Origin of the sequence: Acidithiobacillus sp. AC3, from assembly GCF_050261095.1 — a bacterium.
Lineage (GTDB): Bacteria > Pseudomonadota > Gammaproteobacteria > Acidithiobacillales > Acidithiobacillaceae > Igneacidithiobacillus > Igneacidithiobacillus copahuensis.
Window position 1 is genome coordinate 2,186,141 of sequence record NZ_CP189838.1, and the last position, 19,069, is coordinate 2,205,209.

The following is a 19,069-nucleotide window of genomic DNA, read 5'->3' on the forward strand; positions in this document are numbered from 1 at the left end:
GAAATCACGACTGCAAGTGCCAATCTCTTCATTTCCTTTCTCCTTCTGGATCTCAATCAACAAGCCGAACTGTCTGGCCAGCCACGCTGCAGTGCCCGATCGAGCAAGCGTCCACGCGCACGATATCTCTCGTCGTAACTCTTGGTGCGCAGTGGAAAGTCGGCACTCTTAAGTTTTTCAGCCAGTCGTTTCCAGTCATTGGCATAGACCAACGTCCAGAATTGATATCGTGTCTTCTTAGCGAGCATGGCTCTCTCACCTTTTTTCTGTATTATTTCGCCCTCTTTCGTGGGGGAATAAGCATTTTTTCCGTGAACGTCATCAAATCCACCAAAATTCCAAACAACGTCCAACATAAGTGTCTGCGCTTCCGCCGGAAGTTCCTGGAATTTTTTTCCGTCCTTGTTATATAAATTATAATTTCTCTCGGCAAGTTGCACGTTGTACTCACGCATGGAGTCGCGCATAAGTTCGACATCCGCACGCGTTAACTTGGGTTCGTTACCGAGAATCATGTGGTAAGCCGCTTCTCCTTGTGGGCCAGAATGCCCTGGCCCTTTGGCTAAAAACGATCTCACGCGCTTAAATATTCTGTCGATGGACGCACCCACAGGAACCCCATGCCCTTTCACATAACTCGTCATTATGCTGTGTAGGTGAGATTCACTCTGTTGAGCGAGATCCAGCCCAGTATCGATGGTGACTCCACTACTTATAGCAGCTTTTTTCGCTTTTGCGCGAGCCTTAGCTGTCGTTAGAGCTACAGGGCGGGCTATCAGGGCACCAGCATCGGGGCCAGACTGTACCCTGACATCCGCAATATAATAGCCCGGAATATATCCAGTAATTACTCGATCTCCCTCACCATTTTTAGTCACACTAAAGTCTATTTTATACCCCGGAGAACAATCGTTCTTTGACTTTTGATTTACCGGTAGAGATGTTGCCACTGCTGTTGGCGCGGTCGGAAGTGCGGGCTTGTAGCAAGCCCGCCCCAAATACTTCTCAGACGCGTCGTTGATGACCACGCATACCGATGCATACGACCTGAGCAGATTGCTGCGATCAGCGTATGCGAACTTGATGCAGTTTACATCGGTTCCACAGGCATCCCGTTCCTTGAGCCAAGCCTTCTGCTTCGCCGTTTCGTCTTCCAACAGGCAATCGTGATTGCCTTTTTTCTGGTATTCGTCCAGAAAAGACCGGTAGTCGCGGTTTAACTGCCTGTCCATTTTTTCCAACTCCGGATCGCCGCAGATGGTCTTTTCTGTGGGGGTTCTCGCCTTACTGCAATCCATCGCGCTGACGCCCGATGCCGCAGTAAATGCAGAGGTGCTGGTTATAAAGAGCATCGTCCATTTCCATGCTGCAACCCGCAGCATACGCTCAGGTATCATAGTATCTCTCCCTCTTGGTTTTCTCAACAATTTAATTGCCACACGCAGAAAAATCGGGCGGCGGGGGCAGGTCGCCCTCGTAGTCGGGAATCTCGGCTTCTGGCGTGGGCAAGGGCTCTAAATCGGCAGGTGGCGGTGCGTCCGGCGGATTGTATTGTTCGCTACCGCCTGCCTGCGGGTTGGCCAAATTACCTACGGCCTGCAAATTTCCGAGATGCGTGAAGGGCGTCTGCATCCGGAAAGTGGCCTCGGCCGTGAGCGGAAAGGTATTGCGTAACCGATCCTGCAACCCTTGCGCCCCGGCGAAAGCTCCCTTACCCCCTGCATCGCTGCCCACGGCACTGCCGTGCCCGGCATTGGCGGCATCAAAACGCGCGAAAAGCCTGTCGATAAAGGGCATGATCATGGGGTGATGATAGGTGACACGAATCTTGAGCAGATTGGCGTCCTGGATGCTGAGGCCGCTTTGCGCGCCCAATGCGGTTTTGCGATACCCCAGCTGGCTTTCGGGAATCCCCCACCCCCAGTTTCCGCCCGGGGTCAGGGCCTGACCGGTGCTGTCGTCCAGGGGGAGACGGCCAAATTCCTTGTGATCGGCCAGCGCCTCTCGGGTGGGGCTCAAAATCTCAATCGTCGCCGTTCGGGCCGCCACCTCGGCACGCGCACGCGCCTTGGCCAGATCCGTAACACCCTACCCGTGGGTATAGAGGGGAGTCAGTCCCCTCGCCAGACCATTACGAATCTCGTTCAGGTCACCACCGTGCAGGGCACCGGCGCGGGCCGCCTCTTGGGTGGCGACTTCCAGTTGCAGGCGCGCCTGGTAGAGAAGGCTGGCCTGCAAACTGCCGAGAATCAGCAGCAGGACGATGGGAATACTGATCAAAAACTCCACTGCCCCAGCGCGGGCCTGTGACGGGGACCGCGATACCTGTCGCATAGATTTCATTGGCTCCCTCCCTTGTTCCTGAAACTTCCAATTTCCTGACGGTTACAGCACCACTGACCCAGCGCTGCGCCACTCCAGGCGCTGGCCGCTTAAAAGCTGCCAGCGTTCGATGGCGCCAGCCGCCAGTTCGATCGTGTCTCGTACCCCGCGTACCCGTGGCCAGGCATACTGCCAGGGACGAAGTCCGGCGCGCACAGCCAGAATCTTCCCATATCCATCGATCCAGAGTAGATCCAGCGGGATACGCATGCCGGTTACGAAAGACAAAGGCATGGCCGCAGAAGGGATTGGCGGATAGCACTCCCTGTACCTTGGCCGCCAGACCATCAAAGCCCAGACGCATGTCCACGGGATGGGCTGCCAGCCAGATGCGACTGCCTGGACTCAGCCACATGGCCCTTCCAGAACCTGAACCAGGGACTGCAGCCACGCGCTATTCAGCGGCGCCGAGAATTTCAGGCGGCGCCCGGACAGTAACTGGACTTCTACTGCGGGCATCGAGGAAGACATTTCTGCCAGACGGACCGGCAAAAATTCTTCACCGGATGCGGAAAGCTCTCGCGGCGTACTGTGCTGGGTCAGGCGCTTGCGCCAATAATACCAATTGGCTACGGCAATCCCCTGCTGCGCGCAGTAGTCCTTGACCGAAAGACCACTCGCTGCAAAAGCGTCCAACTGCTGCCGCCAAAATTTCACCTTCTCCGCCCGCTCTTCCTTTGTCATCACTATCCCCTCCAGTGAAAATCCGGGGATAGCGTCAGCAAAAATTTACACAGTGAAAAGATGGGTTGGCTGCACGCTTACCGTAAACGGGACCCCGAAATGCATCAAACCAAGAAGGGGAACCAGTGGTATTTCGGCATGAAGGCCCATGTCGCGACGGACACGCAAGGTCTGGTTCAGACCGTCGAGGTCACCGCGGCCCATGTCCCGGATCATCGGGTGCTGGAAGAGCTGCTGACCGGAAACGAGAAGACGGTGCTCGCCGATCGTGGCTACGATTACCCGCAGGTCCATGAATTTTTGCGCAAGCAGAGGATTCAGGATGCCGTGGCCCGACGTCGCCATCCCGGCCAGAAGACGGGGCTACAAGCACTCAAGCGTTTCAACCGCCGTGTGGCAAGCATCCGTGCGCGTGGTGAACATGCCTTCCGCGTCCTGAAGTGTCAGTTTGGCTACCGCAAGACTCGCTATCGAGGCCTGACCAAAAACGGTGCGCAACTGACCACCTTGTTTGCCCTGGTGAACCTGTATCTGGTTCGTGAGGAGCTCTGTTGGCTACGGGCGTAATCCGTCACAAAGACGGAAAGTGGGCGATTTCCGTGCTCACCATGCGCTTTCTGGCGTCTCTGGAGAGGGAAAATGAGAACTTTCGTCGCCAAATCGATTTTGCGAGACAAACTCGCTCCAAATCACGACGATTTTACCACCAGTTCAGAGGTTCCTTAGCCTCTGGATACGATTACGGTAAGCCTGCTCCAGGCAGGGCACATCGGCCTTGCAGGTATCGCGGGTCTTGAGCCAGTTACGCTGAGCCTGGATCAACTCGCGACGTTCGGGGGAATTGGGCTGGGTCCGGATAAAGGCCTGATGGTAGGCCTGGGCCAACTGTTCATCCAGGGTTTTGAGTTGGGAATTGGCGCAGACCGTCTTTTCGCTGGGGGTATGGGCCTTTTCGCAGGCAGCGTGGGCAGATTGCGCTGGCTGTTTCTCCGCAAAGTACTGGGCTGAGTCGGTACCCAGCGCATCCCGATAGGCGGCTGCCAAGTCTTTCACGCTCATCGCACTGTTATCCCGAATCCCCATATCCCAGTAATAGCCATTGGCCGCATCCTGTCGCTCCGCGGCAGGCACCTTCAAGAGTCGGTCCCGCAGTCTTGCCCCATACGCTCGATCGAGAGCAGCGAGTTCGGGGTGCTTACACACCATTTCTTCGGCCAGGTTGCTCGCCGTTTTGCAGTCGAAGGAAGGGCCCTTGGCAGGCAGGGGCTTGGTGTAGAGGTCAAAGATTCTGCACCGGGGCCCGTAATAGTGGCCTGCGCGTAATATGGCAATGGTATGATCAGTGTCGGCGTGAGAATTCCATTTGCCGCTTTCTTTATTTATTGTATCGGACTGTTGGAATTCATCTACAAGACCCCAGTTTTGCGGATTAAAGATCAAAAAGTCATAGAGATCTCCGCCCCACTCGGCGTTATTATGCTCGGCCCATAAAACAACCACCTGGACCGGAACTCCGCAGTACTTCGCGGGAAAGGTCTGTACCTCTGGGACATGACCGCCTTCCGTATCGTCCTTTCGGGAAACGACAGTTTTGCCGCCTTGCTTGAGAACAAGGGTATAAGTGTCTGGCCCTACACCGGGCGAACTCGATTTCCCCGCAAGAGTCTCCGCAGTCACAGGGGCAGGGGCAGCCTGCAGGACTGCGTATTCTGTTGATCATGGGCGGTGATTCTGCTGATCGTGGGCACCCCCAATCAGCGAACTTTCTGGTCACGTAAATTCTAGGCATAGGTGCCCACGATCGGTCAAATCAGTGGCGTCATGAGCACCCGGCCGTGGTGGCCGATCATCGGTGTAAATTTCTTCATTTACCTTTACCATGTAAACGGTAAATTTACTCATGATCCTGCCTCTCCATCGCCGGTCTGTACCCGTTGGCGGCGCATCGATTCGCCTTTGAGCTCCAGGCGGTGGGCACTGTGCAGCAGACGGTCGAGGACGGCATCGGCGACGGTGGGTTCTCCGAGGATTTCATGCCAATGCGAGACCGGCAATTGGCTGGTGATTAGGGTGGCCTGCTGGGCGACGCGATCATCAAGGATTTCCAGCAGATCCCGGGCATCCTCGCTGTTCATCGGGGCGAGGCCCCAATCGTCCAGGAGCAACAGGTGCACCTTGGCAAGAGTCGTGAGAAAGCGGCCGAAACTGCCGTCACCGTGACGGATATGAAGCTCTTCCAGTAAGCGCGGCAAACGGAAGTAGCGCACACTCAGGCCCTGACGGCAGGCCTGGTGCCCCAGGGCGCAGGCAATCCAGGTCTTGCCGGTACCGGTGGCACCGGTGATCAGCAGGTTTTGTCCTCGCCGTATCCAGTCACACTGTATCAAGGCCGCCATTTTGGTACGGTCCAGACCACGGGAGGCGCGATGATCGAGGTCTTCGACGGCGGCATGTACCTTGAGTTTGGCCAGCTGCAACAGGCGCTTTCGCCGGCGGTTGTCGCGCGCACAGAGTTCTCGGTCGAGAAGCAGTGCCAGGCGATCTACGAAGGGAAGTTCTTGCAGTTGCGGCGAGGTGGACTGCTCGGCCAGGGCCTCTGCCATGGCGTGTAGGTTGAGTTGCTGTAAGGTCTGAATGGTCGGTTGCAAAGACATGGGAAGACTCCGGTTTAGTGATAGTAGCGAGGGCCGCGGATATTGCCGTGCTGCGGTAACGGTTTGGCAGGAACGGGATCGTGTGGGCTGTGGTCCAGTCCCCGCTCCAGGATGGAGCGGACACTGCGGGTCGTGGGGGAGCCGTGGCGTAGAGCACGGTGACAGGCGTGTTCCAGACGCTCCTTCCCGTAGCGGCGACAGAGATGGAGTAGGCCGAGACAGGAGCGATATCCCTGCTCCGGATGGGGCTTGTTCTCCAGTTGCCAGCGCACCACGTCCCGAGTCGATGGACCGATGGAGAGCCCCCAATGCAACAGGCGCCCCGGACTCCATTCCAGGTGCCGCTGGTGAGCCTTGGGCATGTGTTCGGTCAAGGTGCTGTAGCGCGCCTGGACGCCCTCACGCAGATGGCAAGCGACGCGCTGTTGCCCCTGGAAGATCTCCACGGTTTGCGCGCTGATGCGTAGCTCCACCCGCTGTCCGACGAGGCGATGCGGTACGGAGTAGAAGCGTCCTTGGTAGGCAACATGGTAATCGATACTGACTTTGGCGGACTTCCAGTCAGCATACTCGTAGGGCTGTTCTGGTAGTGGCTGCAGGGCAGGAGCGTCCAACTCCGCAAAAGCGCTGCGGCGGCAGCCTGGTAGCTGTTTGAAGGGGCGTCCGTTCAGGTCTTCCAGTAGGCTGTGGAGAGTCTGATTCAGTTCCGCTAGCGAGAAGAACTGGAAGTGGCGCAGGCGCGCCAGAATCCAGCGCTCCACCACTTGCACCCCGACCTCGACCTTGGCCTTGTCTTTCGGTTTATAAGGGCGGGTGGGCAGTACCACCGCAGCATAATGCCGGGCGAGATCCTGATAACTTCGATGGATTTCGGGCTCGTAGCGCGAGGCCTTGGTTACCGCCGCCTTCAAATTATCTGGCACGAACAGACGCGGTGCCCCGCCAAAGAACTCCAGGGCGCGTACATGCGCGCCGAGGAAATCCGGCAGACTCTGGGTCCAGGTAGCCTCGCAATAGGTGTAGTTGGAGGCACCCAACACCGCGACGAAGATCTGCGCCGGGCGGATCTCCCCGGTCTGGGGATCAACCACCGGCACGATGGGACCAGCGTAGTCGATGAACAGCTTCTCACCAGCCTTGTGGTTTTGCCACATGCTGCGTTTGAGCCCCGCCCGCCAGCGTCGGTACAGGACGCAGAACTGGGCATACTGATACACCGCTTCTTGCGGGTACGCGGCGGAATATTCCTCCCAGAGCAACTGCAGGGTCACGCCTTTGCGCCGCAGCTCGGCATGGATCCGGGCAAAATCCGGCTGCACCTTGCCAGAGACGGTGTGCCGTGAGGGACTGGAGAACCATGCCGCTTCCAGGGCTACTTCTTGCCCCTCTGGCAGAGGCCAAGAGATACCTGCCTGTTCGGCTTTCTGTAAATACTTCCCGACGACTCCCTTGGAGAGCCCACAAGATCGGGCAATTTGCCGCTGGCTGAACCCTGCGGCGTGTAAACGGAGCACTTCGTAAATCGCTTTCATCGTCATCCTCGGTGTAGGCATCCTCGATCTCCTGTAAAAGAGCCAAGAATGCTTGCTAAGCCAATGAATGACCAGAAAGATTTCAATTCGCCAGAGGGTAAATCCGAACAGATTCTGGAATCGTGGGCACTGATTCTGAAAAACCCGCAAAAGTGCCCACGATCACACCAGAATCAGTGCCCACGATCGATCAGAATGACCGCCCACGATGCATCAGAATCGGTGCCCACGATGGTCCAGAATATGCACAGGACCGGGGGGAAGAGGGCGAGTAGCCAGAATACGAGACCCATGCGTTTCATTCATTCCTCCGTGAGGAAAACTCGCTGAACAAGGCAAAACAGCGCCGCTGTCGGATAGGCCCTATCCCCTGCATCAAACGTGCTTGCCGATCCTATTGCCAAAATAGACTCACCTCCTGGAGGCTGCCTTTTGCTCCGTCTCCCGGCACAGCGCAGGCCGCCACCAGCCGCTTCTGAAGGCAGCGCAAGTCGTAGACCGTTGGCGGCGGCAGGCTGACAAGGGCTTTATTGCAGGCACCCCGGTCCTTGGCCGCACAATCGACAGAAAAACCCAAACTGCTTGCCACCGCCCAGCTGCGCAGGATGCCCAATACCGCAGAACTCCGCTGGGCATCTGGCAGAAACACTCGGAATTCCGGCACAGATTTCACTGTAGAGGGGAGTTGGGAGCGATAGAGATCATTGGCTGCGGCAAGGGCCTGCAGATGGCCATCGGGTCCCAGCACAGCCACCGATTGCACCATGGCGGCGTGTGGCGCAAATCCCCACTGTACCGTGCGGCCATCGGCGAGGGTGACCTGACGCAGCGGATAGATGCTGAAACCCTCTACCAGACGGTCATACAGGCTCTCGCGCCCGATCTTCCAGCCCTTCGTCAGACGTTGCATCTCGGCATCCGGCAGAGGCTTTTCGAGCTTTATACGCAAGGCGTTCAACTCGTCCAGGCGCCTCTTTTCTGCCCGCAAAATACATTTCAGATCGTTGCCGCAGTCGTCCATGCCGTCGAGATAGGCCTTTTGCTCGGCAATCATGGCCTTCTGCTGCGGGCTGTCCATGGGCAAATCTTCCAGGACATGGGTGTAGGCCGATGCTACATATCCGAAGTATTGAAATAATTCATCTAAGAGCTTTTCCTCTAAAGCTGACCTTTTATGATGTCCCTCGGACGCCTTACATATAACGTGCCAGACGCGAGGCCCCTCCGAACAGGAGTCGTAGACCTGTGTATTGGGCAAATCCTCGACGGATTTTGCCCAGGCGGTATTTGATGTCAGACCCAAAAGCAGAACAACGAGCGCAGATGGTTTCATGACGTCCGATACCTATTGCCGGAAGCGCTCCAGCGCTGGTATGGGGGCGGTGATTTTCGGCAAGGGCAGGCGACAGGCATCCCAATGACCGCCCGGACAGGGCAGGCGATAGGCGGTGATGGGCATGGGATACTGACGCCAATGCTCGCATACACCCGGTTTATCACAAGCTACATTCATGCCCAGGGCATCGGCTGCCGCCCAGGCCTGTAGCCCCGGAAGGATTCGCGCAAGCTGGCCCGGATCGCGCACAAAGAGCCGAATCCGTGCGTCCTTGGGCAGGGTAGTCTTCCCTTCTCCGTCAAGGTAGAGACTGTCCACCAACGCCAGGGCAAAGACCTTGCCCTGTGCACCGCTGAACAGTACCGACTGCAATTGGGCGTTGTGGGGCTCAAATCCCCAGCTGATGGTCAAATCCTCTGCCAACGGCGCGCGAGGCAGGGGGCTGATACTCAATCCCCGGATGGCGCGCTGCTCCAGCGTCTGCTCATCATCCAGTCGCAACGAGCCTTCCTTGCCCAAAAAGGCTTCAAAGGTCTCGCGTGTTGTTGCTGGGGCGGTATACCGCTTTTCAATTCCAGCAAGCTGCCATGATCGGTCTCTCATCACCTGGACCACACAAGGCCCATTCTTACCGCAGGCAATGAGCTTGCGCTCGTAGGGCCCCTGGGTATCGATAAGGGCTTTGCAGTAGGGAGTGTTCTTGCCTGCCTGCAGTAGATCCCTACGAAAACTCATTTGCACCGTGCTATCCAAAAGCGACGGAATATCCAGCCAATCTTTCGGTTTATAGTTATAGTCTACCCAACAGACGTTTTGGAAAGGCGTTTGGGGATCCTTTTTGCAGAGCTCGGTAAATCCCCCATACCAATATTTCGACTCGGCCAGCGCGGGGCAGTCGTATTGGTCGACCGGGGCAGCGAGCGGCGCTGCGAGGGACACAGCAGCACCGACACCCAAAAACAACGCAACGGAAATTGTCAGCAACCCCCTAGCGCGCATGATCGCTTAGCCTCTGGATACGATTACGGTAAGCCTGCTCCAGGCAGGGCACATCGGCCTTGCAGGTATCGCGGGTCTTGAGCCAGTTACGCTGAGCCTGGATCAACTCGCGACGTTCGGGGGAATTGGGCTGGGTCCGGATAAAGGCCTGATGGTAGGCCTGGGCCAACTGTTCATCCAGGGTTTTGAGTTGGGAATTGGCGCAGACCGTCTTTTCGCTGGGGGTATGGGCCTTTTCGCAGGCAGCGTGGGCAGATTGCGCTGGCTGTTTCTCCGCAAAGTACTGGGCTGAGTCGGTACCCAGCGCATCCCGATAGGCGGCTGCCAAGTCTTTCACGCTCATCGCACTGTTATCCCGAATCCCCATATCCCAGTAATAGCCATTGGCCGCATCCTGTCGCTCCGCGGCAGGCACCTTCAAGAGTCGGTCCCGCAGTCTTGCCCCATACGCTCGATCGAGAGCAGCGAGTTCGGGGTGCTTACACACCATTTCTTCGGCCAGGTTGCTCGCCGTTTTGCAGTCGAAGGAAGGGCCCTTGGCAGGCAGGGGCTTGGTGTAGAGGTCAAAGATTCTGCACCGGGGCCCGTAATAGTGGCCTGCGCGTAATACAGCGATGCTGTGCTCTCCATCAGCATGGGAGCCCCACTCGTCAGTCGGTTTGTTTCTCATATCAATCTGTTCGAATTCATCGATCAAGCCCCAGTTCTGGGGGTTAACAGGCTGCGGAAAAACCCCGCAATAAAATCTGCGAGGTCCCTGTTTTTCTCGAAAATGGCTGTCTGAAGGCATCTCTGTACGGGTTTTTTGCGATTTTCCTAGCCATTTTTGTCGATTTCCCGAATTCTGGGCGCAGTGCTCCCATCACACCACCCCCAGTCGCGCCATTCGGATCAGATTGTAGGCGGTGGACACCAGGGTGAAGTGCAGACCTACACGATCCAGGCCACGGAATCGGGTTTTGCGCATCCCGCCCACGGTCTTCATCCAACCGAAGATCGATTCAATCCGCTTGCGCACGCGGATACTGACGGCATAGCCGACGTGCCGTGTGGTGCGCCCATCTATGGCGGACCCTTTGCATTTGCGCGCCACATGGGGCGTGACATTGCGGTCACGCAGATCCTGCACAAATTCGTGCCGGTCGTAGCCCTTGTCGGCTCCCAAGGTAATGCGATCAGCGCCGCCCAGTTCATCAATGAGCTGGACTGCAGCATCCACCTCTGCCGTGCCGTCTGCCGTGGTAACCTGCTCTCCAGCAATCAACCCATGCCGGTTATCCATCAGCACATGCCCCAGGTAGGCCAGCCGTGAGGCATCTCCCGACGCCTTCTTGTAGAGGCGGGAATCGGGGTCGGTGATCGACTCATGGGTGTCATTGCTCCGCTTCTGCCCACGGAAATCAGAGCCATCGCCCTGCCGATCCTCGGGGTCTTTGGGCTGGAAGGATTTCTGCGAAGCCCAGGCTTCCAGCAACGTACCGTCGACAGAGAAGTGCTCCTCGGAGAGTAGCCCCTGATTCCGTGCCTGCTCCACGACCCTCTGGAAAAAACGTTGCACCGTTCCATTGTCCAGTAAGCGATCCCGGTTCTTGGTGAACACGGTAGGCACCCAAATCGGGGCATCCATTCCCAGGCCCACAAACCAGCGGAACAAGAGATTGTAATCGAGCTGTTCCATCAGCTGGCGTTCCGAGCGAACACTGTAAAAGACCTGCAAAAGCAAAGCGCGGAGCAGGTGCTCTGGAGGAATCGAGGGACGGCCAAGGTCCGAGTAAATCTGGTTGAAGTGTCCGTCAAGTTCAACCAAGGATCGGTCCACAATCACCCGGATGGCACGCAGGGGATGGTCTGCCGGCACACGCTCCTCCGGGGACAGATAACTGAACATCGCACCTGTCTCCGCCTTGGCTCCACGCATGATCGAATCCCTCCTTGCCTATTCCGGCAATTATACCACGGACTTTTTCAGCAAGCTGTTAAAGATCAGAAAGTCATAAATATATCCACTACCGTCAGCATTGTTGACCATCTCTTTAAGCACCGCGATCTGGGCCGGGAAGCCGCAGTATTTCGCAGGGAAGGTTTCTACCGAGGGTATATGACCAGCATTTGACTCCCCCTTGCGGGACACCACAATTTTATCCCCCTCTTTGAGGATGAGAGTGTAGGGATATATCACTCCGCCATTGTGCATGACAATCTTTTTACCATCCTGAACCTCGGCAGTAACGGGGGCAGGAGCAGCGAATAGTGTCGGGGACAAAAAGGCGAGAAGCCAGAATACGAGACCCAGGCGTTTCATTCATTCCTCCGTGAGGAAAACTCGCTGAACAAGGCAAAACAGCGCCGCTGTCGGATAGGCCCTATCCCCTGCATCAAACGTGCTTGCCGATCCTATTGCCAAAATAGACTCACCTCCTGGAGGCTGCCTTTTGCTCCGTCTCCCGGCACAGCGCAGGCCGCCACCAGCCGCTTCTGAAGGCAGCGCAAGTCGTAGACCGTTGGCGGCGGCAGGCTGACAAGGGCTTTATTGCAGGCACCCCGGTCCTTGGCCGCACAATCGACAGAAAAACCCAAACTGCTTGCCACCGCCCAGCTGCGCAGGATGCCCAATACCGCAGAACTCCGCTGGGCATCTGGCAGAAACACTCGGAATTCCGGCACAGATTTCACTGTAGAGGGGAGTTGGGAGCGATAGAGATCATTGGCTGCGGCAAGGGCCTGCAGATGGCCATCGGGTCCCAGCACAGCCACCGATTGCACCATGGCGGCGTGTGGCGCAAATCCCCACTGTACCGTGCGGCCATCGGCGAGGGTGACCTGACGCAGCGGATAGATGCTGAAACCCTCTACCAGACGGTCATACAGGCTCTCGCGCCCGATCTTCCAGCCCTTCGTCAGACGTTGCATCTCGGCATCCGGCAGAGGCTTTTCGAGCTTCCTACGCAAGGCGTTCAACTCATCCAGGCGCCTCTTTTCTGCCCGCAAAATACATTTCAGATCGTTGCCGCAGTCGTCCATGCCGTCGAGATAGGCCTTTTGCTCGGCAATCATGGCCTTCTGCTGCGGGCTGTCCATAGGCAAATCCTCCAGGACATGGGTATAGGCTGATGCTACATATCCGTCGTATTGAATTGATTCATCGATAATTTTCTCTAACGCTGGCTTTACATGATGCTCTTCCGTCGCCTTACATATGACGCGCCAAGCGCTATGTCCTTCCGAACAACCATCATAGACCTGTGTATAGGGCAAATCCTCGACGGATTTTGCCCAGGCGGTATTTGATGCCAGCCATGAAATCACGACTGCAAGTACCAATCTCTTCATTTCCCTTCTCCTTCTGGATCTCAATCAACAAGCCGAACTGTCTGGCCAGCCACGCTGCAGTGCCCGATCGAGCAAGCGTCCACGCGCACGATATCTCTCGTCGTAACTCCTGGTGCGCAGTGGAAAGTCGGCACTCTTAAGTTTTTCAGCCAGTCGTTTCCAGTCATTGGCATAGACCAACGTCCAGAATTGATATCGTGTCTTCTTAGCGAGCATGGCTCTCTCACCTTTTTTCTGTATTATTTCGCCCTCTTTCGTGGGGGAATAAGCATTTTTTCCGTGAACGTCATCAAATCCACCAAAATTCCAAACAACGTCCAACATAAGTGTCTGCGCTTCCGCCGGAAGTTCCTGGAATTTTTTTCCGTCCTTGTTATATAAATTATAATTTCTCTCGGCAAGTTGCACGTTGTACTCACGCATGGAGTCGCGCATAAGTTCGACATCCGCACGCGTTAACTTGGGTTCGTTACCGAGAATCATGTGGTAAGCCGCTTCTCCTTGTGGGCCAGAATGCCCTGGCCCTTTGGCTAAAAACGATCTCACGCGCTTAAATATTCTGTCGATGGACGCACCCACAGGAACCCCATGCCCTTTCACATAACTCGTCATTATGCTGTGTAGGTGAGATTCACTCTGTTGAGCGAGATCCAGCCCAGTATCGATGGTGACTCCACTACTTATAGCAGCTTTTTTCGCTTTTGCGCGAGCCTTAGCTGTCGTTAGAGCTACAGGGCGGGCTATCAGGGCACCAGCATCGGGGCCAGACTGTACCCTGACATCCGCAATATAATAGCCCGGAATATATCCAGTAATTACTCGATCTCCCTCACCATTTTTAGTCACACTAAAGTCTATTTTATACCCCGGAGAACAATCGTTCTTTGACTTTTGATTTACCGGTAGAGATGTTGCCACTGCTGTTGGCGCGGTCGGAAGTGCGGGCTTGTAGCAAGCCCGCCCCAAATACTTCTCAGACGCGTCGTTGATGACCACGCATACCGATGCATACGACCTGAGCAGATTGCTGCGATCAGCGTATGCGAACTTGATGCAGTTTACATCGGTTCCACAGGCATCCCGTTCCTTGAGCCAAGCCTTCTGCTTCGCCGTTTCGTCTTCCAACAGGCAATCGTGATTGCCTTTTTTCTGGTATTCGTCCAGAAAAGACCGGTAGTCGCGGTTTAACTGCCTGTCCATTTTTTCCAACTCCGGATCGCCGCAGATGGTCTTTTCTGTGGGGGTTCTCGCCTTACTGCAATCCATCGCGCTGACGCCCGATGCCGCAGTAAATGCAGAGGTGCTGGTCATAAAGAGTATCGTCCACTTCCATGCCGCAACCCGCAGCATACGCTCAGGTATCATAGTATCTCTCCCTCCTGGTTTGCTCAAGGATTTAATGGACACACGCAGAAAAATCAGGCGGCGGGGGCAGGTCGCCCTCGTAGTCGGGAATCTCGGCTTCTGGCGCGGGCAAGGGCTCTAAATCGGCGGGTGGCGGTGCGTCCGGCGGATTGTATTGTTCGCTACCGCCTGCCTGCGGGTTGGCCAAATTACCTACGGCCTGCAAATTTCCGAGATGCGTGAAGGGCGTCTGCATCCGGAAAGTGGCCTCGGCCGTGAGCGGAAAGGTATTGCGTAACCGATCCTGCAACCCTTGCGCCCCGGCGAAAGCTCCCTTACCCCCTGCATCGCTGCCCACGGCACTGCCGTGCCCGGCATTGGCGGCATCAAAACGCGCGAAAAGCCTGTCGATAAAGGGCATGATCATGGGGTGATGATAGGTGACACGAATCTTGAGCAGATTGGCGTCCTGGATGCTGAGGCCGCTTTGCCCGCCCAATGCGGTCTTGCGATACCCCAGCTGGCTTTCGGGAATCCCCCACCCCCAGTTTCCACCGGGGGTCAGGGCCTGACCGGTCTTGTCGTCCAGGGGGAGACGGCCAAATTCCTTGTGATCGGCCAGCGCCTCTTGGGTGGGGCTCAAAATCTCAATCGTCGCCGTTCGGGCAGCTGCCTCGGCACGCAGACGCGCCTTGGCCAGATCCGCAACACCCTGCCCGTGGGTATAGAGGGGAGTCAGTCCCCTCGCCAGACCATTACGAATCTCGCTCAGGTCGCCACCATGCAGGGCACCGGCGCGGGCCGCCTCTTGGGTGGCGACTTCTAGTTGCAGACGCGCCTGGTAGAGAAGGCTGGCCTGCAAACTGCCGAGAATCAGCAGCAGGACGATGGGAATACTGATCAAAAACTCCACTGCCCCAGCGCCGGCCTGTGACGGGGACCGCGTTACCTGTCGCATAGATTTCATTGGCTCCCTCCCTTGTTCCTGAAACTTCCAATTTCCTGATGGTTACAGCACCCCTGACCCAGCGCTGCGCCACTCCAGACGCTGGCCGCTTAGAAGCTGGCAGCGTTCGATGGCGCCAGCCGCCAGCTCGATCGTGTCTCGTACCCCGCGTACCCGTGGCCAGGCATACTGCCAGGGACGAAGTCCGGCGCGCAGACCGAGAATCCTGCCTGTACCATCGAGCCAGACGATATCGATGGCGATGCGCATGCCCCACATATGTACGGCGCTACAGGGGCGCAACCAAACATCCCGCAGAGGAAACCTGGGCCAACGCAAAATCACTGCCAGAATAGCCCTGGCGAGACGTTATCCGGCACCTCCGGCAAGGGAACGGCGCAGCGCTGGTTGATGACTTTACCGTTGGTAGCCTTACAATTCAGGCTGTAAGCTTGGATGGGCAGGGAAAGCTTTATAGCCGTCTGACAGCGGGCTTGGTCCTTGCCCGGACAATCCTGATTGAAGCCCAGAACGGCCGCCGCCGCCCAGGCGCGGATAGCGGGCAAATTCTGGTTCAGGACGGACGAATCGCGAATGAATAGGGCAATCCGTGCGTCTTTCTCTGGCTGCCATTGGGTTTTTCCCGAAGGCCAGGCTAGGTAAATCCCGTCCACGACGCCAAGGAGCTGCACCGCGCCCTGGCGATTGACCACGGCAAGCGACTGCACCTGTGCATTGTGGGATTGGAAACCCCAGACCAGAACGTTACCGTTGGGTAACGCCATCTGTGGCAGAGGGTAGAGATCCATGCCTTGTTCCAGGCGTTTCAGCAGGGAGATAGCATGCTGCCCTTCCTGGAATTCGATTCCGCCGGCAAATCTTTTCAGGACAGTCTCGTTTAAAGGCGGACGCAAACGATCTTCCAAATGCGATAAAGTCCCCGCCCAATTCCTCATGACCTTGAGAACACATTCTCCGTTGCTGCCGCAGCCTTGGAGTTTCTTCTCATAAGCATTGTGGCTTTCGAGCAGATCCTTGCATTGCGGTGTGCCTATACCAGCCGCGCGTAAATCGCGGACGTAGTGGACGCCGACAGCATCATCTAACATCAGGAGGCTGTCGGTCCAAGACTTTGGTTTGTAGTGGCAAATAGCGTCTTGTAGGGGAGTCAGTGGCGGATTACAGCCGCGGGCATAGTTCTCCGGGGTTTTGGCCGCTATGGCTGGGCAGTTGAGAAGGGTATCTGCCGCGCTCGCGCTCCCACTGAAGGTGATAGCCACACAAGCTGCCGTGCCCAAAATAAGTTTTCGTATCATGCTGAATCTCCTGATCTGCAGTAGGGGTAAATACTCACGCCCAACGGGGCAGCCGCTGGGTTTCCCACTCTTTGGAACGATTGAAGGCGACAGGCATTTTTTTAGGGGCACAGGGATCGCCCTGTTTTGGCAGGGATTGATCCTGGATGGCATTGCGCAACATCTGGGCACGTGCCTGAAAACGGGCTTTATCAGGCTGCGGAAAAACCCCGCAATAAAATCTGCGAGGTCCCTGTTTTTCTCGAAAATGGCTGTCTGAAGGCATCTCTGTACGGGTTTTTTGCGATTTTCCTAGCCATTTTTGTCGATTTCCCGAATTCTGGGCGCAGTGCTCCCATCACACCACCCCCAGTCGCGCCATTCGGATCAGATTGTAGGCGGTGGACACCAGGGTGAAGTGCAGACCTACACGATCCAGGCCACGGAATCGGGTTTTGCGCATCCCGCCCACGGTCTTCATCCAACCGAAGATCGATTCAATCCGCTTGCGCACGCGGATACTGACGGCATAGCCGACGTGCCGTGTGGTGCGCCCATCTATGGCGGACCCTTTGCATTTGCGCGCCACATGGGGCGTGACATTGCGGTCACGCAGATCCTGCACAAATTCGTGCCGGTCGTAGCCCTTGTCGGCTCCCAAGGTAATGCGATCAGCGCCGCCCAGTTCATCAATGAGCTGGACTGCAGCATCCACCTCTGCCGTGCCGTCTGCCGTGGTAACCTGCTCTCCAGCAATCAACCCATGCCGGTTATCCATCAGCACATGCCCCAGGTAGGCCAGCCGTGAGGCATCTCCCGACGCCTTCTTGTAGAGGCGGGAATCGGGGTCGGTGATCGACTCATGGGTGTCATTGCTCCGCTTCTGCCCACGGAAATCAGAGCCATCGCCCTGCCGATCCTCGGGGTCTTTGGGCTGGAAGGATTTCTGCGAAGCCCAGGCTTCCAGCAACGTACCGTCGACAGAGAAGTGCTCCTCGGAGAGTAGCCCCTGATTCCGTGCCTGCTCCACGACCCTCTGGAAAAAACGTTGCACCGTTCCATTGTCCAGTAAGCGATCCCGGTTCTTGGTGAACACGGTAGGCACCCAAATCGGGGCATCCATTCCCAGGCCCACAAACCAGCGGAACAAGAGATTGTAATCGAGCTGTTCCATCAGCTGGCGTTCCGAGCGAACACTGTAAAAGACCTGCAAAAGCAAAGCGCGGAGCAGGTGCTCTGGAGGAATCGAGGGACGGCCAAGGTCCGAGTAAATCTGGTTGAAGTGTCCGTCAAGTTCAACCAAGGATCGGTCCACAATCACCCGGATGGCACGCAGGGGATGGTCTGCCGGCACACGCTCCTCCGGGGACAGATAACTGAACATCGCACCTGTCTCCGCCTTGGCTCCACGCATGATCGAATCCCTCCTTGCCTATTCCGGCAATTATACCACGGACTTTTTCAGCAAGCTGTTATACTGGGCATATTTTCCAATGGCAAGGGTCTCAAATTCCGCCGCGGCTCCCTCCCAATCCGCACGATAGTAATGCTGGGCGACGCTCGAGATATAGGAATGGTATTTCATATCGGTGAGGGTGGTCTGCACGGCACCAGGTAAAGACCAGAAATTCATTTTTGGATGGGCATTCTTGTTGAATAATGCCGCGGCGTCTTCGGCATAACCGTGTTTTACCGCCGAGGAAATGAAACCAGCTTCTTCGCTATTCAATGTCGGATAGCTCTTATTTTTGTCGTAATAACCGTTGAGTGCATTTACAGCGTCCGATTTTTTCAATCCAATGTATGGCCATACCAGCGATAGTATATTTTCTATTGAGACGCTACCCGGCTTCCCGTATTTCTTCTCCTCTATTTCCATATAGCGCCTTAGATTGGCTATGGTTTGCTGCCCAAGATCCACACCTTCTCCCACCGTGACCCCGCTGGCCGCCATGGCCGTTTGTTTACCATTCACATATCTTGGCCCCAAATTTCTTCCCGTTTTGATATTCGCCTTAAAAGCTCCTGGCACATAAAAGTCAAGCATAGCGCCTTCACTCTTCTTTATAAAGCCGTAGTCCACACGATCTGCGGGGGAGCATTTCGGAGCCGCCAGTTTGGGTGGCTCGGTATCCGAGCCTTTGGAAGCCGTGGGCGCGGTCGAAACAGCGTCGGGGATAATGCATACTCGCGAATAACCTGCGATATCTTTTAAGCGAGAATTGTATTCTTTCGCAATACAATCCGCATTAGTCCCACAGGCATCTCGCTCAGTTAGCCACTGCTTTTGCTCATCAGCCTGAGACTGCAGAAATGACGTATAATGGCCACTCTTTTCATAGGTCGAGCGAAGCTCTTTGTAATCACGGCTCAGCTGTCTATCCAATTTCATCAACTCTGGATCATCACAGATGGCCTTTTCTGTGGGGGTTCGCGCCTTACTGCAATCCATCGCGCTGACGCCCGATGCCACAGTAAATGCAGAGCTGCTGGTCATAAAGAGTATCGTCCATTTCCATGCTGCAACCCGCGGCATACGCTCAGGTATCATAGTATCTCTCCCTCCT

The 19,069-nt window shown here is 56.2% G+C and carries 21 protein-coding genes and 2 pseudogenes; 1 reads left to right on the forward strand and 22 read right to left on the reverse strand.

Features of this window, described 5'->3' with window-relative positions; all coding sequences use genetic code 11:
• Positions 1–56: 56 nt before the first annotated feature.
• From ACQAYK_RS11020 to tnpA, 6 genes and pseudogenes are all read right to left on the reverse strand, one after another.
• Complete coding sequence (locus tag ACQAYK_RS11020; RefSeq protein WP_483167595.1) at positions 57–1,397, reverse strand: pesticin C-terminus-like muramidase; 1,341 nt, start codon at positions 1,395–1,397, stop codon at positions 57–59.
• 31 nt (positions 1,398–1,428) lie between these two features.
• Positions 1,429–2,019: a hypothetical protein gene (locus tag ACQAYK_RS11025; protein WP_483167596.1), complete on the reverse strand. Its 591-nt coding sequence runs from the start codon at positions 2,017–2,019 to the stop codon at positions 1,429–1,431.
• A 69-nt stretch (positions 2,020–2,088) separates the two neighbouring features.
• Entirely contained in the window at positions 2,089–2,343 is a 255-nt protein-coding gene (locus ACQAYK_RS11030; protein WP_483167597.1) for a TadE/TadG family type IV pilus assembly protein, read from the reverse strand.
• Between the two features lie 42 nt (positions 2,344–2,385).
• Positions 2,386–2,616 carry a DUF192 domain-containing protein gene (locus ACQAYK_RS11035; RefSeq protein ID WP_483167598.1) on the reverse strand — a complete coding sequence of 77 codons (231 nt, stop codon included), beginning with the start codon at positions 2,614–2,616 and terminating at the stop codon, positions 2,386–2,388.
• Between the two features lie 31 nt (positions 2,617–2,647).
• Positions 2,648–2,737 (reverse strand): annotated as a pseudogene (gene tnpB, locus ACQAYK_RS11040) (IS66 family insertion sequence element accessory protein TnpB); the annotation flags it as partial.
• Complete coding sequence (tnpA, locus tag ACQAYK_RS11045) at positions 2,728–3,066, reverse strand: IS66 family insertion sequence element accessory protein TnpA (RefSeq protein WP_483167599.1); 339 nt, start codon at positions 3,064–3,066, stop codon at positions 2,728–2,730. The pseudogene tnpB and the gene tnpA, both read right to left, overlap by 10 nt.
• Before the next feature lie 81 nt (positions 3,067–3,147).
• Between tnpA and ACQAYK_RS11050 the strand changes: the two are divergent.
• Positions 3,148–3,633, forward strand: a pseudogene (locus tag ACQAYK_RS11050) (IS5 family transposase); the annotation flags it as partial.
• Between the two features lie 144 nt (positions 3,634–3,777).
• On the opposite strand, the gene ACQAYK_RS11055 reads toward ACQAYK_RS11050, so the two are convergent.
• The 16 genes from ACQAYK_RS11055 to ACQAYK_RS11130 form a co-directional block, all read right to left on the reverse strand.
• On the reverse strand, positions 3,778–4,566 hold the full coding sequence (locus ACQAYK_RS11055) for a lysozyme inhibitor LprI family protein (protein WP_483167600.1): 789 nt from the start codon (positions 4,564–4,566) through the stop codon (positions 3,778–3,780).
• 398 nt (positions 4,567–4,964) lie between these two features.
• Entirely contained in the window at positions 4,965–5,720 is a 756-nt protein-coding gene (gene istB / locus ACQAYK_RS11060; protein WP_483167356.1) for an IS21-like element helper ATPase IstB, read from the reverse strand.
• A 14-nt stretch (positions 5,721–5,734) separates the two neighbouring features.
• Positions 5,735–7,273 carry an IS21 family transposase gene (gene istA, locus ACQAYK_RS11065; RefSeq protein ID WP_483165846.1) on the reverse strand — a complete coding sequence of 513 codons (1,539 nt, stop codon included), beginning with the start codon at positions 7,271–7,273 and terminating at the stop codon, positions 5,735–5,737.
• 152 nt (positions 7,274–7,425) lie between these two features.
• Positions 7,426–7,554 carry a hypothetical protein gene (locus ACQAYK_RS11070; RefSeq protein WP_483167601.1) on the reverse strand — a complete coding sequence of 43 codons (129 nt, stop codon included), beginning with the start codon at positions 7,552–7,554 and terminating at the stop codon, positions 7,426–7,428.
• 92 nt (positions 7,555–7,646) lie between these two features.
• Positions 7,647–8,330, reverse strand: a complete 684-nt coding sequence (locus ACQAYK_RS11075; RefSeq protein ID WP_483167602.1) for a lysozyme inhibitor LprI family protein — start codon at positions 8,328–8,330, stop codon at positions 7,647–7,649.
• A 267-nt stretch (positions 8,331–8,597) separates the two neighbouring features.
• Positions 8,598–9,323 (reverse strand): hypothetical protein, encoded by a 726-nt coding sequence (locus ACQAYK_RS11080; RefSeq protein WP_483167603.1) that lies wholly within the window; start codon positions 9,321–9,323, stop codon positions 8,598–8,600.
• Positions 9,324–9,576: 253 nt separating this feature from the next.
• Positions 9,577–10,257 (reverse strand): lysozyme inhibitor LprI family protein, encoded by a 681-nt coding sequence (locus ACQAYK_RS11085; RefSeq protein ID WP_483167604.1) that lies wholly within the window; start codon positions 10,255–10,257, stop codon positions 9,577–9,579.
• A 192-nt stretch (positions 10,258–10,449) separates the two neighbouring features.
• Positions 10,450–11,505, reverse strand: coding sequence for an IS5 family transposase (locus ACQAYK_RS11090; RefSeq protein WP_483167549.1), 1,056 nt, complete (start codon positions 11,503–11,505; stop codon positions 10,450–10,452).
• Between the two features lie 30 nt (positions 11,506–11,535).
• Positions 11,536–11,889 (reverse strand): hypothetical protein, encoded by a 354-nt coding sequence (locus ACQAYK_RS11095; RefSeq protein ID WP_483167605.1) that lies wholly within the window; start codon positions 11,887–11,889, stop codon positions 11,536–11,538.
• 92 nt (positions 11,890–11,981) lie between these two features.
• The gene (locus ACQAYK_RS11100; protein ID WP_483167606.1) at positions 11,982–12,665 is read right to left on the reverse strand and encodes a lysozyme inhibitor LprI family protein; all 684 of its coding nucleotides are present in this window, start codon (positions 12,663–12,665) and stop codon (positions 11,982–11,984) included.
• Between the two features lie 276 nt (positions 12,666–12,941).
• Positions 12,942–14,282 (reverse strand): pesticin C-terminus-like muramidase, encoded by a 1,341-nt coding sequence (locus ACQAYK_RS11105; RefSeq protein WP_483167607.1) that lies wholly within the window; start codon positions 14,280–14,282, stop codon positions 12,942–12,944.
• Positions 14,283–14,313: 31 nt separating this feature from the next.
• Positions 14,314–15,228, reverse strand: coding sequence for a TadE family protein (locus tag ACQAYK_RS11110; RefSeq protein WP_483167608.1), 915 nt, complete (start codon positions 15,226–15,228; stop codon positions 14,314–14,316).
• A 42-nt stretch (positions 15,229–15,270) separates the two neighbouring features.
• Positions 15,271–15,510 (reverse strand): DUF192 domain-containing protein, encoded by a 240-nt coding sequence (locus tag ACQAYK_RS11115; protein ID WP_483167609.1) that lies wholly within the window; start codon positions 15,508–15,510, stop codon positions 15,271–15,273.
• 38 nt (positions 15,511–15,548) lie between these two features.
• A complete protein-coding gene (locus ACQAYK_RS11120) occupies positions 15,549–16,523 on the reverse strand; it encodes a hypothetical protein (RefSeq protein WP_215872352.1) in 975 nt (324 codons plus the stop codon).
• 337 nt (positions 16,524–16,860) lie between these two features.
• Positions 16,861–17,916 (reverse strand): IS5 family transposase, encoded by a 1,056-nt coding sequence (locus tag ACQAYK_RS11125; RefSeq protein WP_483167549.1) that lies wholly within the window; start codon positions 17,914–17,916, stop codon positions 16,861–16,863.
• A 30-nt stretch (positions 17,917–17,946) separates the two neighbouring features.
• A complete protein-coding gene (locus ACQAYK_RS11130; RefSeq protein WP_483167610.1) occupies positions 17,947–19,053 on the reverse strand; it encodes a pesticin C-terminus-like muramidase in 1,107 nt (368 codons plus the stop codon).
• Positions 19,054–19,069: the final 16 nt, after the last annotated feature.

Bases quoted from the DNA above. Each gene is read 5' to 3' on its own strand.
- ACQAYK_RS11020 (WP_483167595.1), bottom strand. From the start codon at position 1,397: ATGATACCTGAGCGTATGCTGCGGGTTGCAGCATGGAAATGGACGATG.
- ACQAYK_RS11030 (WP_483167597.1), bottom strand. From the start codon at position 2,343: ATGAAATCTATGCGACAGGTATCGCGGTCCCCGTCACAGGCCCGCGCT.
- ACQAYK_RS11035 (WP_483167598.1), bottom strand. From the start codon at position 2,616: ATGCCTTTGTCTTTCGTAACCGGCATGCGTATCCCGCTGGATCTACTC.
- tnpA (WP_483167599.1), bottom strand. From the start codon at position 3,066: ATGACAAAGGAAGAGCGGGCGGAGAAGGTGAAATTTTGGCGGCAGCAG.
- istB (WP_483167356.1), bottom strand. From the start codon at position 5,720: ATGTCTTTGCAACCGACCATTCAGACCTTACAGCAACTCAACCTACAC.
- istA (WP_483165846.1), bottom strand. From the start codon at position 7,273: ATGCCTACACCGAGGATGACGATGAAAGCGATTTACGAAGTGCTCCGT.
- ACQAYK_RS11070 (WP_483167601.1), bottom strand. From the start codon at position 7,554: ATGAAACGCATGGGTCTCGTATTCTGGCTACTCGCCCTCTTCCCCCCG.
- ACQAYK_RS11075 (WP_483167602.1), bottom strand. From the start codon at position 8,330: ATGGACAGCCCGCAGCAGAAGGCCATGATTGCCGAGCAAAAGGCCTAT.
- ACQAYK_RS11080 (WP_483167603.1), bottom strand. From the start codon at position 9,323: ATGAGTTTTCGTAGGGATCTACTGCAGGCAGGCAAGAACACTCCCTAC.
- ACQAYK_RS11085 (WP_483167604.1), bottom strand. From the start codon at position 10,257: ATGAGAAACAAACCGACTGACGAGTGGGGCTCCCATGCTGATGGAGAG.
- ACQAYK_RS11090 (WP_483167549.1), bottom strand. From the start codon at position 11,505: ATGCGTGGAGCCAAGGCGGAGACAGGTGCGATGTTCAGTTATCTGTCC.
- ACQAYK_RS11095 (WP_483167605.1), bottom strand. From the start codon at position 11,889: ATGAAACGCCTGGGTCTCGTATTCTGGCTTCTCGCCTTTTTGTCCCCG.
- ACQAYK_RS11100 (WP_483167606.1), bottom strand. From the start codon at position 12,665: ATGGACAGCCCGCAGCAGAAGGCCATGATTGCCGAGCAAAAGGCCTAT.
- ACQAYK_RS11105 (WP_483167607.1), bottom strand. From the start codon at position 14,282: ATGATACCTGAGCGTATGCTGCGGGTTGCGGCATGGAAGTGGACGATA.
- ACQAYK_RS11110 (WP_483167608.1), bottom strand. From the start codon at position 15,228: ATGAAATCTATGCGACAGGTAACGCGGTCCCCGTCACAGGCCGGCGCT.
- ACQAYK_RS11120 (WP_215872352.1), bottom strand. From the start codon at position 16,523: ATGATACGAAAACTTATTTTGGGCACGGCAGCTTGTGTGGCTATCACC.
- ACQAYK_RS11125 (WP_483167549.1), bottom strand. From the start codon at position 17,916: ATGCGTGGAGCCAAGGCGGAGACAGGTGCGATGTTCAGTTATCTGTCC.
- ACQAYK_RS11130 (WP_483167610.1), bottom strand. From the start codon at position 19,053: ATGATACCTGAGCGTATGCCGCGGGTTGCAGCATGGAAATGGACGATA.